The organism is Leifsonia sp. EB34 (assembly GCF_041260585.1).
GTDB lineage: Bacteria > Actinomycetota > Actinomycetes > Actinomycetales > Microbacteriaceae > Leifsonia.
Map to the genome: position 1 here is coordinate 971,995 of NZ_JBGCCV010000001.1, position 14,330 is coordinate 986,324.

A 14,330-nucleotide genomic window follows, 5' to 3' on the forward strand; every position below is an offset into this window, starting at 1 on the left:
TCCTACTTGAACGTGTCGGTGAACGTGTCGTGCGGCGCCGGAGGCTCCGGCTCGAGCTTCTGCACGGTCGACGGGCTGTACGGGTGGTTCTCGCTCGGCGCCGGCTCGTCCGCCGGCGGCATGAACACGGGCTTGCCGTCGTCGCCGAAGTACATCAGGTCGAGGTCGAAGGCGGCCTGGTTCTTCTCGCCGAAGCTCACCCAGTTCTCCTCGAACGGCGCGCGGGCGAGCTCGTAGCAACGGAACTTCCAGATCTTCCACTCGCCGTCCTGGCGCAGGAAGTCGATGGCGTACTTGCACCAGACCCAGTGCGCCCAGACCTTCTTGCCTTGCACCTCGCCGGGCGAGTACATGAAGTCGGGGCTGTCCTTGGCGACCTCCGGGTCGGTCAGGCCGGACTCCGTGCCGGACATGATCCAGACGCCCTTGGCGGTCTCGCCGTCGCCCGCGACTTCGATCACGGGCGTGGTCGTGGCGTGCAGGATGAGCTTGCCCTCGGGCGACGGACGGCCGCGGTGGTAGCGGGTGACACTCTCCCAGGTCGTGTACTGGCCGGCGTTGGTGTACCGGGCGCGGATGCCCTCCGTGCCCTCCTTCACCCAGAGCGGGATGATCCGCTCGTCCTGGAAGGCGTTGTGCAGGTACATGTAGCGGTCGAACAGGTTCTCGATCTCGCCGCGGTCGGCGGCACGGCGGGCGAGGCGCTGAGCGGCCGCGACCTCCTCGCGCAGACGTGCGACCTCGGCGGCGAGCTCCGAGAGAGTCACCTCGGCGACGGTCTCTGACATGATGCTCGGCTCCCTCGCTCAGGCCGGGACGCCGGCGACGGCGTCCTCGATCGTGCGCCGCATGAGCGCGTGCTGCTTCTTCACGAGGTCGATCGGGTCGGCCTCGCCGAGGTCCTGGAAGGCGTGGCCCTCCCACTCGCTGGAGAGGAACCCCCGGTAGCCGCCCTGGACGAACTGGCGCACGATGCGCGGGAGGTCCATCGCCGGCTCCTGCCCGTCGGCGTCGATGTCGTAGAACTTGGCGTGCACATGGAAGATCTGCGGCATGATGTCCAGCCACTCCTCCGGCGGGACCAGGCCGTGCATATTGAACGCCAACCGGGTGAAGGGGCCGAAGCCGACCGGGTCCACGCCCTCGCCGGTGAGGTAGTCCTCGAACTTCTGGTTGCGCACGTGCATCGGGGTCGGCTCATGCCAGATCTCGTCCATGACCGCGAAGTGCTTCTCGTCCATCCCCATCTTCGCGAGCTGCGCCAGCAGGGTCGGCGACAGGCTGTGCATGGTCGAGGAGAAGTCGGCGGTGAAACCGAGCCGGTCGCTGCCGAGCTCGTCGTACAGCTCGCGGATGCCGACGACCTTGGGGTCGTTCGGGCCCTGCGGCGCGTGGATCTCGTAGCCGAGCCGCTGGTCGTACTTCTCGGCGAGCGGCAGGAGGCTGCGCAGCAGCTCGCGGCCGGCGGAGCGGATGACGACGCGCTTGAAGCCGAGGGTGTGCGCGGTCTTCAACTGTCGGGCGAGGAAGTCGTGCTCCTCGTCCGGCGTAATGTCGCGGTCCTTGCGGCGGCCCATGTCGAGGTTGGTGCCGACCGCGCTCGGTTCGAGGCCGTACTTCTCGAGGGAGTCGAACCAGAGCTTCACGAACTCGGCGTCGACATCGGGGTAGGTGCGCAGCAGCTGGGCGATGTTGAACTCCACGCCGGGGCCGATCCCGTTCTCGGCCACCGCCGCGATCAGGGTCTCCGGCGTGTAGAGGCCGGCGGCGAACTCGCTGGTCATCGAGTAGAGCGTGGTGCCCAGCTCGATACCGGTTCCCGCGATGCCGTCGTTGGTCGTGTCGCTCATGCCTTCGCTCCCTCGGTGCTCGGCAGCCACTGGGCGAGCTGACGGCGCGCCTCCGCTGCGTCGGTGACCATCCGGCTGCCCGCGTCCTGCGCGGCCGAGCGCTGCACGGCCTGCTCGTCGCGGATGATCTCGAACGGCGACTGCCAGTAGTTCCAGTGCCAGCCCTCGTACTCGCTGGAGATCGCACCGTTGTAGCCGTTCCGCACCAGCAGCGCGATGAGGTCGCGCACCGGCACCGACGGCTCTTCGCCGTGTTCGTCGATGCCGAAGAACTTGCCGTGCACGTGCTTGATCCAGGGCATGATCTCCAGCCAGTCGTCCACGCGCGCCGGGCCGAACAGTCCGGTGCCGTTGATTCCGAAGTCGATGCCGAGGTCCGGACGGCCGTTCTGGGCGGCCAGAGCGATGAAGCGGCCGAAGCGCTGGCCGTGGTCGGCCTGGTCCGCGGGCGGGCCGGCCTCGTAGAACTCGTTCCACAGGTCGACGACCTTGCCGAGCAGCTCGTCCGTGGCGCCGCGGCGGCGGTAGGCCTCCAGCAGCGACGGCGCGAAGCCGACGGTCGTCGCGCCCCAGTCGGCGGTGAAGCCGAGGAACGGCGAGCCGACCTCCTCGTAGCGGTCGCGGAGGGCCAGGATGCGCGGGTGCGACGCGTACTGGTCGGCGTGCACCTCGAGCGCGAGCGTTACTCCGTACTGCTCCGCGATCGGCGCCAGCGCGGCCATCGAGTCGGGGGTGATCGAGATCTGCACGCGGGCGATCGGGAAGCCGAGCTTGGCGGCCGCCTCGATCTGGCGGCGCATGTACTCGATCAGCTCGTCCTGGTTCAGCAGCCGGTCGCGGTGGATGCCGATGTCGGCGTTGATCGCGAGGGAGGTCGTCACCAGCCCGAGCTCGGCGACCAGCTCGCGGAAGCGGCCGGCGAAGGCGTCGTCGATCGCGGGGAAGCCGCGGAAGCTGGAGAAGCCGATGATCTCCAGGCCCGGGCCGTAGCCCTCGGCGGCGACCTTGCGGATCAGGCCCTCGAGGTCGTACTCGCGGCCGTGGAAGGCGCGCGTGAAGCTGTAGAGGGTCACTCCTTGGATCGGCGATCCGAGGTTCGTGGCTGCGTCGTTCATGCCGTCACCGCCGTCATGGTCTTGGTGTCGTGCTCCTCGATGTGGAGCACCTCGTCGTCGCCGATGACGATGTACGGGATGTACACGGTGAGGTCGACCGAGACCTCGTGCTCGCGGCCGTCGGCCGCGACCGGCAGATCGCCGGAGAGCACCGCGGAGTCGAGCGGGAACCACCAGGACTCGGTGTCGTCCTTCATCTCGTCGAAGGTGCGCTCGCGGCCGTTGAGCTCCCAGCGGAGGGTCTCGGCCGGAGCGGGCACGCCGTCGATGGACAGCGAGGCGCCTGCGATGCAGGACGCCGGGAGCGCACGGTACCAGGGGATGCGCACGTCGACCGCGGCACGCGTGCCGGTGGTCCTGAGCGTTCCCTGCTCGATGATGCGATCGGGGATCACGAAGTCCTCCTTGACTACTTATTCCGTGTTTCTACACACTAATGTCGATTTGCTGCGTAAGGCAAGAGCTGCGCCGGAATCAGCGGGCGAGCTCCTGGGCGATCCGGCGTGCGCCCTTGACCGCGAGCGCGACCGAGGTCAGCGTCGGGTTGCAGGCGGTGGCGGTCGGGATGACGCCGTTGCCCGCGACGAAGACGCCGGGGGCGTCCCACACCTCGCTGTCCGGGCCGCACACGCTGCGGCCGTCGTCGGTCTCCCCCATCCGCACGCTGCCCTGGTAGTGCAGGGAGGCGCCGAGGGGCATGGTGAACGGCCGGTCGCCGATCGGGTCGCCGACAGCCTTCGCGAGCGCCACGATCTCGTCCTGCGCGCGTTCGATCGCCGCGCGGTCGCGGTCGGTGAGCCGATAGTGGATGCGCATCGCGGGCATCCCGTACCAGTCGCGCTCGTCATCGCGGAACTCCACCCGGTCGTCCCACTGCAGGTCCTTGGCGCAGAACAGGCCGAGGCCGACGATCGAGCCCGGCACGACCGGGTCGTCGTCGGCGAGCGGAATCGGCGAGGCGTCGAGCTGCATGACCTGGCCGTGGAACGGCACGTCCTCGGTGTACGGCACCCAGCTCACACCGCTCTGCTCGCTGATCGAGCCATCGATCATCTCGTCCGCTCCGAAGCCGCCGGGGGTCGTCCCCTCCGCCGCCGCAGCCGCCACCGTCGCGGCGTCCCGGATGCGGGTGGCGTAGACGATCTGCGTCTGGTCGTTGAGCATCCGGCCGAGTGCGGCAGGCCGGATGCCGCTGGCCCACAGCACCTGCGGCGTGCGGAGCGCGTCGGCCGCGACCACGACGAAACGTGCCCGGATGGTGTGGAGGTCGCCGGTGCGCCGGTCGCGGACCTCGACTCCCGCGGCGCGGCCGTCCTCCAGCAGCACCCGGGTGACGAGCGAGTCGTCGTACAGCGTGAAGCGCTCGTTGGCGCGGGTCGCGTCGCCGAACACCACATCCGACCCGGACCACACCAGGCGGCCGTCGCCGCGGCGGTGGACCGCGAGGGGCATCCGCTGCACGCGCCGGGCGGCCGGCCTCCCGTCGTCCACGGCCGCCGCGAGGCGCTCGCGCACGAGGGCGGTGAAGGGCGCGCCGTCGAAGGCGTCGGTGGTGACGCCGAGCAGCCGGTCGGCCTCGTCCAGGAGAGCGTCGAGGTCGGGCAGGAACGCGATCCGCTCGCTGTCGCCCGGCCGCGGGCAGGCGCCCGTCCAGTGCGCGCCCATCCCGCCGACGTTGCTGGAGAACGCGACGACGGGCATGCCGTCCTCCCCGGGCTCCTGGAACCCCTCGTCCAGCAGGTAGGTCCCCGGCCGGGCGCGGCGCTGGCCGGCGGTCACCGCGCCGGGCGAGCTCACGGTGTCGGCTCCGGCGCCCGGACCTTCGGAGCGCTCCTGGGCGTCGGCCCGCGCAGCGGCGTCCTCGATGTTCTTGACGTGCGCGCCCGGCGGGTCGGAGACCGTCGGGCCGACCTCGAACAGCGCGATCGTCGCGCCCGGCGCCTCCTCGCTGAGGATGCGCGCGTAGGCCGCGCCGGTCGGGCCGCTGCCGACGATCGCGACGTCGACCGCCTCGGGATACCGGCTCATGCCGCCGCCGCCAGTTCGCGGATGAGCGCGACGGAGACCGCCGACTCCCGGGTCGGGTAGTACTCGAGGCCGATCGGGCCGTCGTAGCCGGAGGCCCGCAGGATGCCCAGTCGCTCCGCCCAGTCGAGGTCGCCCGTGCCCGGCTCGCCCCGACCCGGGGCGTCGGCGAGCTGCACATAGGCGATCAGGTCGCCCGCGTTCGCCAGCTCCGCCGCCATGTCCTCCCCCTCGACGGCCGAGTGGTAGATGTCGTAGAGCACGCCGAAGAACGGGGAGTCGACGCCGCGCGCGACGTAGACGGCCTCCGCCGTGCGGTCGAGCAGCGAGCCCGGGTGGTCGACGCGGACGTTGACCGGCTCCAGTGCCAGCGTGATGCCGGACCCGTCGATCTGCGCGATCGCCTTCTGGTAGATCTCGATCAGCTTGTCGAGCTGCACCTGGCGCTTCCAGCCGCCGAAGCCCGTGCCGCTGCCGACGACGATCCGCGGGCAGCCGAGGTCCTGCGCGATCGCGACGCCCTCGTCCAGCTTGCGGTAGAACTCGGAGTGGTCCCACGGCGGGATCATGAACTGGGTGCGCGGCTCGGCGAGCTGGGCGGTGAGGGCCGTGCCGGTCTCCTCGAGCGCGGCCTTGAGCGCGGGGAGGTCCTTCGGCGTCGCCGGCGCGTCGACGCCGGTCGGGCCCCACATCTCCACCGCGGTGAAGCCCGCCGCCGCGGCCGCGCGCACACGGTCGTGGTAGTCGCCGGCCTCGGTGAAGAGCAGTTCGATGTTGGGTGCGAGCTGGTACATGGTTCTCCTGTTCAGAACATCGGGTGGTCGTGGGCGGCATGCACGGGGACCTGCTGCAGCACGTCCCAGTGCTCGACGATCCGGTCGCCCTCGAATCGGTAGATATCCGCGACCGCGGCGTCCGCAGCGCCGGGTCGGGAAGCCTTGACGTGCACCATCGCGAGGTCGCCGTCGACGAGGATCCGCTGGACCTCGAAGCGCGCCTCCGGGCTGCCGTCGAACTTCGGGGTCAGCGCCGCGACCGCGGCCGCGGGGCCGTCCGGGATGTTCGGGTTGTGCTGTCGGTAGTCGTCGGCGACCAGGAAGGCGAAGGCCTCGGCGACGCGCTTGCGCGTGTAGAAGATGTCGCAGAAGTGCTCGAAGGCGACGCGGCGGTCGGTCATGCCGGCTCCTTCCGGGAGGCGAGCGTGACCGGCCCGAGCAGTCCGCTCGGGTCCTGCTGCGCGAAGGCGGAGAAGAAGTCGGGCTGGGCTTTGGCCAGCGTGTCGGTCACCTCCACCTCCAGGGTGTTGGTCGCGGCGAGCACGCCCTCCGGCACCTCGAAGACGTACGGCGGTGCGATCCGACTGCCGAGGTCGACGCCGTTGAGCCGCACGGTCGCCAGTTCGAAGACCGCGCCGAGGTCGAGCGTGTGCGGGCCGTCGGCGGCGGCCGCGTCGAACGTCGCGGTGTAGCGGGCCGTGCCGCTGAACCGCGGGAGCAGGTCGGGGTCGCTCAGCGGCCGCAGGTCGCCGAGGGTCCGCCAGTCGGCGAACCCGGGCCCACCGGCGGGCGCGAGCGCGACCGACCAGGCGGGCGCGACCTCCACCGTCGCGCCCCGCTCGCCGGCCGGCTCGACCGGGAGGCCCTGCCACGCGGCCGGCGACCCCACCAGCAGCACGGTCGCGGCGCCGGGCGCGAGGTCGAGGTCCACCCACGTGGCGCCGCGGCCGGTCGTGCTCGGCACCGCCATCAGTCTCCCGGTGAAGGCGTCGAACGCGACGACCTCGCCGGCACGCGGGAGGGTGGCTCCCGTGCGCACGGTGTCCCGCACGGACTCGTTGACGAGCATGATCGCGTCGGCGTCCCCGAGGTCGCGGCGCAGCACGCGCAGCGAGGGCGCGGACCGCTCGAGCCGCACGGCGCGGTCGGTCATCCCGGCCGCCGCGTCCACGAGACGCTTCTGCGACACGTGCCGGAACCGGATCCGCAGCGCGCCGGGATCGCCGCCGCCGGACACCTCCGGCACCGACCCGACGAACACCACAGGGACCCCGGCGTCGTCCAGCCGCAGCAGCTCGCGCGCGACGTGCTCCGGCACGAACGAGCTGCCAGGGACGATCAGCGCGTCGTACGTCTCCGCGCCCAGCGCCAGCTTCGAGCCGTCCACGCCGGCGCCGGGGAGCGCGTCGGCGGGCACGATGTCGGCGTCGAGCTGGGCCTCCATCAGCAGGCGGAGCGGGTGCTCGGAGGGCATCGCGTCGCCGAGCCACTCCGCGTCGGCGTGGTACAGCACCGCGAACGGCGCGACGTGCGTGCCGCCCTGCAGCAGGTGGCTGAGCCGGTTCGTGTAGGCGCTGAGCAGGTGCTGGTACGGGTACTGCGGGTTCTGGCCCCGCGCGTAGAAGTGCGGCGGGCAGTCCAGGTCGGGGAACGGCGCCGGCGAGAACGCGTGCGGCACGACGTGCGTGACCCCGCGCACCAGGAGGTGGTTGGTGAGCCAGGTGAACAGCCGGAGGCCGGCGTACCAGCCGTAGGCGCCGATCGTCTCGCACAGCGACCTGCCCTGCTTGAGCGGGTCGAGGTGCGCGGCCGACGACGCGAGCTTGGCCAGGCCGAAGTGGAAGAACTCCCCCGCTGCCGCGCCGGACAGGTTGCCGAACGGCCCGCGGGAGAAGCCGGGGACGACCTGGCCGCCGATGATGTCGACGCCCGCCATGTCCTGCCCGGCCATCGCGCGGAAGTAGTGCCCGGCGCCCGGCCCGAGGCGTGCGTGCGCGCCGTTGTCCTCGATCACGTGGCCGATGTACTCCACACCGTGGTCGTGGCACCAGTCGCCGAGGCGCCGGCTGAAGTTCTCCGAGTACAGCCGGGAGACGGTGTCCATGTACGCGTAGCGGACCTCCCGTTCGCGGCCCTGGGCGGGCCACCAGAGCAGCGGGAGGAGCGTGGCGGCGTCGGCGCCGAGACGCCCGGAGAGCCGCTCGGCGAGCAGCTCGTTCCAGGGCAGCGGGACCGCCTTGCCGAGCGCCGAGCCGAAGTCGAAGGTGTCCGGGTCGTTGTAGAGGCCCGGCTCGTCGCTGAAGAATCCGGCGATCGTCTCGCCGAACTCGGCGGAGTAGCGCGCGTGGATGGCCTCGTACACCGTGTCCACGAGCAACTGCGTCGAGGCGCCGTCGAGGTAGTCGATGTGGTGTGCGTGCGGCTCGCTGCCGCCCTCGCCGACCGACAGGAAGAAGACGCGCCACCAGCCGTCCGGGATGTCCCAGTGCAGCACGCCGTCCGCGATCCGGTCGGTCAGGTCGACAGCGTCGCCGATCAGTTCGTCCGAGTCCTCGGCGCGGGGGTAGGCCAGCACGCGGATCAGCTCGCCGGGCTCCTGTGCGGCCTCCGGTCCCCAGAACTTGCGCCGCTCCACGATGAAGGAGGCGCCGCGCGCCGGGCCGACCGCGTCGGTGTGCCGCTCGCTGAGGAAGCGCCGGCGCAGCTCCGCCGGCGCGGACTCCACCGCACCCCCGGCGTGCCCGGTCGGGAAGGTGTCGTCGTCGAAGAACCACACCTTCATGCCGCGGCGGCGTGCGATCTCGAGGACGGCGTCCACGTCGCGCCACCAGCCGTCGCCGAGGAATTCCGGATGCGGGCGCGCCTCCAGGATGACGGCGCCGATCCCGGCGTCGCCGATCCGCTCCATCTCCTCGCGGACGACCTCGACGGGTGCGCCCTTCTGCCAGAACAGCGGCATGATCGCGTTGGGGACGGCGCCGGCGACGGCGTCGCGGAGGCGGTCGAGGGTCATGCGGTGTGCTCCAATCGCAGGGTCAGCCGCTGCTCGGTCGTGCCGTCGCCGACGGTGACGGCGAAGTCGCCGGGCTCCAGGACGCGGTGCTCGCCGTCGGCCCAGAAGCGGAGGTCGTCGCCGTCGATCCGGAAGCCGACTCGGGTGGACTCCCCCGGCTGCAGCGTCACGCGGCTGAAGCCGCGCAGGCGACGGACGGGCTGGCTGACGGAGGCGACCTCGTCGGTGACGAACAGCATCACCACGTCGTCGCCGGCCTTCTCGCCCGTGTTCCGCACGGTGATGTTCGCCTCGATCCCGGCCTCCAGCTCGTCGGCGCTCACGACGGCGCGGGACAGCGCGAATCCGTCGAGCTCGAAGGTCGTGTAGCTGAGGCCGTGCCCGAAGTCGAAGCGGGGGCCGAGCGGGAGGTCGAGGAACTTGGACGTGTAGTAGTCGTCGGTGTTGTTCGGTCCGGTGAGCTCGGCCATCGGGCCGCCGGCGAGCAGCGCACCGCCGGTCCGCGGCGGCCGGGCGGTCCGTTCGTGGTCGTAGTGGATGGGCACCTGGCCGACGGCGCGCGGGAAGGTCATCGGCACGCGCCCGCCGGGGTTCACCCGGCCCGAGAGGGTCGCGGCGATCGCCGCAGGCGCCTCCGAGCCGAGGTGCCAGACGCAGAGGAGCGCGTCGACGCGCTCGACCCAGTCCTCGACGACCAGCGGACGGCCGGTCGCGAGCACCACGACCACGCGCGCCCCGGCGTCCGCCAGCGCATAGATCAGCCGGCGCTGCGCCTCCGGGAGCGCGATGTCGGAGCGCGAGCTCGCCTCGCCGGAGAGGCGGCTCGGCTCGCCCACGGCGACGACGACCAGGTCGGCGTCGGCGGCGTGCTTCACGGCCTCCGCGAGCGCGTCCTCGGTCGCGTCGAAGAACCCGCAGCCGTCGACGGCGTCCCAGTCGATACCCGGCAGCTCCGCCGCGAGCGCGTCGGCCAGGGTCTCCCGCACGGGCGAGGCGAAGTGCTGCACCCACGCGCCGAGGTGGTCGAGGCTGCGCGCGTGGGGGCCGGCGAGCAGGACGCGGCCCGACGCCGGCAGCGGGAGCGCGCCGCCGTTCGTCAGCAGGACGGTGCAGCGCTCCGCGGCCTGACGGGCGAGCGAGCGGTAGCGCTCGGACGCATCCGAGGGCGCCGCGGCCGCAGTGTACGGGTGCTCGAACAGCCCGAGCCGCTGCTTGAGACGGAGCACCCGGCGCACCGCGTCGTCCACCCGCGCGACCGACAGCTCGCCGGGCGCGACGAGCGCTGCGCCGTCGGCGTCCACCAGCAGGGAGCCGCCCATGACGATGTCGACGCCCGCCTCGATCGCGGCGATCACCGCGCCGCGCTCGTCGGCGACGGTGCCGTGGTTCACGAGCTGGGCCACACCGTCGGCGTCGCCCACGACCACGCCCTCGAAGCCCCACTCGTCCTTCAGGATGCCGGTCAGCAACTCCCGGTTGGCGTGCATCGGGATGCCGTTGAGCGCGTTGAAGGCCGCCATCACGGTCGCGGCGCCGCCCTCCACGCCCGCCCGGAACGTCTCGAGATACGTCTCGCGGAGGCGGCGGCCAGACATGTCGGTGGTGTTGTAGTCCCGTCCGGCCTCCGCCGCGCCGTACGCCACGAAGTGCTTGAGGCAGGCGGCGAGCGCGTCGCCCGCCGCCAGGTCCCGGCCCTGGTAGCCGGCCACTTTCGCGACGGTGAAGACGGACGAGAGGTACGGGTCTTCGCCGAAGCCCTCGACCACGCGCCCCCAGCGCGGGTCGCGGGTCACGTCGGCCATCGGCGAGAACGTCCAGTTCACTCCGGCCGAGCGTGCCTCGGTCGCCGAGACGCGGGCGTCGAGCTCGGCGACCGCCGGGTCGAAGCTCGCGGCCTGCGCCAGCGGCGTCGGGAAGATCGTGAACTGCCCATGGATGACGTCGAGGCCGACCAGCAGCGGGATGCCCAGCCCGGTCTCCTCCACCGCGATCCGCTGGGCGGCGTTCGTCTCCTCAGCGCTCGGCGGCCAGAACGTCGAGCCGATGCCGCGCCGGAGCAGCGCCTCCCGTTCGGCAGCGTCGGGCCGCCAGACGATCTGGAGCTGCAGGAGCTTCTGCTCCCAGGTCATCCGCGCGATCAGGGACTCGATATCGACCGTCATCGCGCCTCCCCGTCGATCGTCCGATACCGGAAACGGTGGAAGACGGCCTCCCCGTCGCCCGCGGCGAACAGCGCGGGGCGGAGGCTCTTGAGGTCGTTGACCGTGGCCGAGTGCGCACCGGAGGTGTCGTAGCGGACGCCGTGCCGCGTCCACTGCTCGCCGGGACGACGGTGCCAGCCGGTCACGATGTGACGGTCGTTGCGAAGGCGGAGCTCGACGACCTCGCCGGGCGACACGGGCTCGCGCCAGTGCGTGCGGATGCCGCCGGCGTAGCTCGGCAGCGCGGCGCCGTCCCAGCCCATCCCGTAGAACAGGCGGTCGTTGAAGTAGAGGAGCAGCCCTCCCGTCGCCCCGCCACGCACCTCGACCGCCACCTCGACCTCGTAGGCCTCGTCCATCGCCCAGGTGGTCAGCGGCGAGCTGTCGGAGGGCGACGAGCCTTTCCCGCGGAGCACGAGGCCGTCGGCGAAGCGCGCGCGGTCCTGCTCGTCGGGGGCCGGGTTGTCGAAGACCCAGCGCTCGCCCCAGGCGGGGGCGTCGAAGTCGTCGGACGGCGCCGGGACCGCGACAGGACGGGAGGCCGCGGCCGGCTTCGCCAGCGGCGCGCCGAGATCGGGGGCGCCGGCCACGGGCCAGCCGTCCTCCGTCCACGTGATCGGCTCCAGCAGCGCCTGCCGCCCGAGCGTGCGGTAGCCGTTCGCGTAGCCGTGCGACACCATCCACCACGACCCGTCCGGGGCGTCGAGGATCGTCGCGTGCCCGCGCGACCACCACGCCTCCGCGGCCGACCAGGTGCGCGCGATCGGGTTGCCCGGGGCGTCCTCCCACGGACCGTGGATGGAGCGCGACCGCGCGACGATCACCATGTGGCCGGTGGCGGGGCCTCCCGTGCCGCCGACCGCGCTGACCAGGTAGAACCAGTCACCGCGGCGGAACAGCTTCGGGCCCTCCAGGGCGTACGCTTCGGTGATCCACTCGTCCGGGTACCGCCAGCCGTCGTAGACCTGCTCCAGCGGGGTCACGGCGCGCAGGCCGTCCGGGCTCAGCCGGCAGCGGCGGATGCCGTTGACGAAGAGGTAGCGCTCGCCGTCCTCCCCCACCGCGTGCCCGGGGTCGATCCCGCCGGAGACACCGGTGAAGACCGGCTCGCTCCACGGTCCCTCCGGGCTGTCGGCGTGGGTCACCCAGATCTGGGGCTCGGCGATCGCGTCAGACCAGGCGCTCGGGATGAACGGGATGTAGAGGGAGAACCGGCCGTCGTGCTCGATGAAGTCGGGTGCGAGCACGGTCGTCAGGGGCTGCTCCAGCGCACAGGTCACGAACGTCCAGTTGACGAGGTCCGGCGAGCGCCAGATCGTCAGCCCGGGCGACGCGTCGAATGACGAGTACGTCAGGTAGTACTGGTCGCCGACGCGGAGGACCGCGGGATCGGGCCGGTCGCCGGGCAGCACGGGGTTGCGGAAGGTCCCGTCCCCGAGGTCGGCGGCGGACCGTGGAGCGTCGGTCATCGTGTCAGCCCTTGAGCCCGCCGGCGTAGCCCTGGATGAACTTCTTCTGTGCGAAGGCGTAGAAGGCGAGGATCGGGATCATCGACACGATGACGATCGCGAAGATCAGGTTCCACTGCGAGACCAGCGAGCCGACATAGCTGTACATGACCACGGGGAGGGTCTGCCAGGGCGTGCCGTTCAGGAAGATCAGCGAGGTGAAGAAGTCGTTCCAGACGATGAGCCCGGCGAGGATCGCCACGGTGCCGGTCGCCGGGGACATCAGCGGGAAGACGACCTTGCGGAACACCTGGTACCGGTTCGCGCCGTCGATGATCGCGGCCTCCTCGTACTCCGGCGTCAGGTTGCGGAAGAAGTTCGCGTAGAGGAAGACCGACAGCGGCAGCAGCATCCCGGTGTAGATGAGGATCATGCCCCACGGGTTGCCGACCAGTCCGACCGTCCGCGCGCCGATGTAGAGCGGCAGCGTGCCGAGCTGCGTGGGCAGGATGATCGCAACGAGGAACAGGTAGAACGCGCGACGGCTCCACCGGCTCGTCGATCGCGCGATCCCGTAGGCGGCGACCGAGCCGAGCCCGACCAGCAGGATGATGCTGCCCGTCGTGATGATGACGCTCGACAGCAGGCCCGCCCAGATGTTCCCCGACGAGCTCGAGTCGGGCGACAGCAGCTTGATGAAGTTGTCGAACGTCGGGCTGGTCGGCGGCGCGACGGCGGCCGAGCTGAGGATGTCGGGCAGCGTCTTCAGCGAGCCAACGAGCAGGATCCAGAACGGCAGCAGCATGATCGCCGCGGCGACCAGGGTGATGATCTCGATCGTGAGGGTCTTCTTGGTGTACCGGAACACGGGTCACGCCTCCTTGAGGGAGCGATCGCGCGTCAGGTACTGCTGCGCGACGGAGAAGATGAGGATCAGGAGGCTCAGCACGAGGGCGAGCGCCGCACCGAAGCCGAACTGCTGGTACGTGAACGCCGTCTGGTAGACCTCCAGCGCCAGAGTCTGGGTCGCGCCGGCCGGTCCGCCGCCGGTGAGGGCGACCACCTGGTCGAAGACCCGCAGGCCCTGGATGAGCGTCAGCGTCGTCGCGATCGCGACCGACGGCTGGATCTGAGGGAGGACGACGTACCGGAACCGCTTGAACGGGCCGGCGCCGTCGAGGGCCGCCGCCTCCTCCATCTCGATGGGGACGGTGGCGAGGCCGGCCAGGTAGATCACCATGACGAAGCCGATGTTCTGCCAGACCAGCACGATCAGCACGCACCAGATGGCGAGCGCCGGGTCGGCGAGCCAGTTCTGCTTGGGGAGGCCGACCGCGGTCATCGCCTGGTTCAGCGGGCCGTTGTAGTCGAAGATGAACTTCCAGATGTACGAGACCGCAATCGGGCTGACCACCACCGGCATGAAGATCAGCGTCCGAAGCACGTAGCGGGACTTCAGCGAGCGGTTGAGGGCGAGGGCGAAGAGCAGGCCGAAGACGTTGGTGAGGACCAGGAAGCCGAACGCCAGGAACAGCGTGTTCCAGAGCGACCCGATCAGCTCGGGGGTCTGGAAGATCTTGACGAAGTTCGCCACGCCGACGAAGTCGAACGGGCCGAGGCCCGACCAGTTCGTGAAGGCGAAGAAGCCTCCCGCGATGGTCGTCGCGTAGATCACGACCAGCATCAGCACCAGGGCGGGGAGCGCCCACCACCAGCTCCCGAGCCGTACGCGGTACGACTTCCCGCCAGGGACACGGCGGGGGGCCTGCACCTGGGCCGGGCTCTCGCTCCGGCTCGGGCTCTGCGCCTTCGTCTGCGTCTTGGTCATTCTCCGCACCTCTGACTGCGTCGTCATCGATTCGTTCCTTTCAACCGGGTTCGGGCGGCCGGCCCCGTGCTCAG

The 14,330-nt window shown here is 71.1% G+C and carries 12 protein-coding genes; all 12 read right to left on the minus strand.

Going from position 1 to position 14,330, the window contains the following annotated elements; genetic code table 11:
- Positions 1 to 2: 2 nt before the first annotated feature.
- Positions 3 to 788, minus strand: a complete 786-nt coding sequence (locus ABIA36_RS04590; RefSeq protein WP_369961088.1) for a nuclear transport factor 2 family protein — start codon at positions 786 to 788, stop codon at positions 3 to 5.
- Between the two features lie 18 nt (positions 789 to 806).
- Complete coding sequence (locus tag ABIA36_RS04595) at positions 807 to 1,850, minus strand: sugar phosphate isomerase/epimerase family protein (protein ID WP_369961089.1); 1,044 nt, start codon at positions 1,848 to 1,850, stop codon at positions 807 to 809.
- Positions 1,847 to 2,965, minus strand: coding sequence for a sugar phosphate isomerase/epimerase family protein (locus ABIA36_RS04600; protein WP_369961090.1), 1,119 nt, complete (start codon positions 2,963 to 2,965; stop codon positions 1,847 to 1,849). Before ABIA36_RS04600 ends, ABIA36_RS04595 begins: the two co-directional genes overlap by 4 nt.
- Entirely contained in the window at positions 2,962 to 3,360 is a 399-nt protein-coding gene (locus ABIA36_RS04605) for a DUF6379 domain-containing protein (protein ID WP_369961091.1), read from the minus strand. The genes ABIA36_RS04600 and ABIA36_RS04605 overlap by 4 nt, the downstream gene beginning before the upstream one ends.
- Before the next feature lie 79 nt (positions 3,361 to 3,439).
- On the minus strand, positions 3,440 to 4,993 hold the full coding sequence (locus ABIA36_RS04610; protein ID WP_369961092.1) for a GMC oxidoreductase: 1,554 nt from the start codon (positions 4,991 to 4,993) through the stop codon (positions 3,440 to 3,442).
- Complete coding sequence (locus tag ABIA36_RS04615) at positions 4,990 to 5,784, minus strand: TIM barrel protein (protein ID WP_369961093.1); 795 nt, start codon at positions 5,782 to 5,784, stop codon at positions 4,990 to 4,992. The genes ABIA36_RS04610 and ABIA36_RS04615 overlap by 4 nt, the downstream gene beginning before the upstream one ends.
- An 11-nt stretch (positions 5,785 to 5,795) precedes the next feature.
- Positions 5,796 to 6,167, minus strand: a complete 372-nt coding sequence (locus ABIA36_RS04620; protein ID WP_369961094.1) for a nuclear transport factor 2 family protein — start codon at positions 6,165 to 6,167, stop codon at positions 5,796 to 5,798.
- A complete protein-coding gene (locus ABIA36_RS04625; protein ID WP_369961095.1) occupies positions 6,164 to 8,779 on the minus strand; it encodes a hypothetical protein in 2,616 nt (871 codons plus the stop codon). The genes ABIA36_RS04620 and ABIA36_RS04625 overlap by 4 nt, the downstream gene beginning before the upstream one ends.
- A complete protein-coding gene (locus ABIA36_RS04630; protein ID WP_369961096.1) occupies positions 8,776 to 10,941 on the minus strand; it encodes a glycoside hydrolase family 3 N-terminal domain-containing protein in 2,166 nt (721 codons plus the stop codon). The genes ABIA36_RS04625 and ABIA36_RS04630 overlap by 4 nt, the downstream gene beginning before the upstream one ends.
- The gene (locus ABIA36_RS04635) at positions 10,938 to 12,449 is read right to left on the minus strand and encodes a family 43 glycosylhydrolase (RefSeq protein WP_369961097.1); all 1,512 of its coding nucleotides are present in this window, start codon (positions 12,447 to 12,449) and stop codon (positions 10,938 to 10,940) included. The genes ABIA36_RS04630 and ABIA36_RS04635 overlap by 4 nt, the downstream gene beginning before the upstream one ends.
- Positions 12,450 to 12,453: 4 nt before the next feature.
- Positions 12,454 to 13,296 (minus strand): carbohydrate ABC transporter permease, encoded by an 843-nt coding sequence (locus tag ABIA36_RS04640; protein WP_369961098.1) that lies wholly within the window; start codon positions 13,294 to 13,296, stop codon positions 12,454 to 12,456.
- 3 nt (positions 13,297 to 13,299) lie between these two features.
- Complete coding sequence (locus ABIA36_RS04645) at positions 13,300 to 14,256, minus strand: carbohydrate ABC transporter permease (RefSeq protein WP_369961099.1); 957 nt, start codon at positions 14,254 to 14,256, stop codon at positions 13,300 to 13,302.
- Between the last annotated feature and the right edge of the window lie 74 nt (positions 14,257 to 14,330).

Bases quoted from the DNA above. Each gene is read 5' to 3' on its own strand.
- ABIA36_RS04590 (WP_369961088.1), bottom strand. From the start codon at position 788: ATGTCAGAGACCGTCGCCGAGGTGACTCTCTCGGAGCTCGCCGCCGAG.
- ABIA36_RS04595 (WP_369961089.1), bottom strand. From the start codon at position 1,850: ATGAGCGACACGACCAACGACGGCATCGCGGGAACCGGTATCGAGCTG.
- ABIA36_RS04600 (WP_369961090.1), bottom strand. From the start codon at position 2,965: ATGAACGACGCAGCCACGAACCTCGGATCGCCGATCCAAGGAGTGACC.
- ABIA36_RS04610 (WP_369961092.1), bottom strand. From the start codon at position 4,993: ATGAGCCGGTATCCCGAGGCGGTCGACGTCGCGATCGTCGGCAGCGGC.
- ABIA36_RS04615 (WP_369961093.1), bottom strand. From the start codon at position 5,784: ATGTACCAGCTCGCACCCAACATCGAACTGCTCTTCACCGAGGCCGGC.
- ABIA36_RS04620 (WP_369961094.1), bottom strand. From the start codon at position 6,167: ATGACCGACCGCCGCGTCGCCTTCGAGCACTTCTGCGACATCTTCTAC.
- ABIA36_RS04625 (WP_369961095.1), bottom strand. From the start codon at position 8,779: ATGACCCTCGACCGCCTCCGCGACGCCGTCGCCGGCGCCGTCCCCAAC.
- ABIA36_RS04630 (WP_369961096.1), bottom strand. From the start codon at position 10,941: ATGACGGTCGATATCGAGTCCCTGATCGCGCGGATGACCTGGGAGCAG.
- ABIA36_RS04635 (WP_369961097.1), bottom strand. From the start codon at position 12,449: ATGACCGACGCTCCACGGTCCGCCGCCGACCTCGGGGACGGGACCTTC.
- ABIA36_RS04645 (WP_369961099.1), bottom strand. From the start codon at position 14,256: ATGACCAAGACGCAGACGAAGGCGCAGAGCCCGAGCCGGAGCGAGAGC.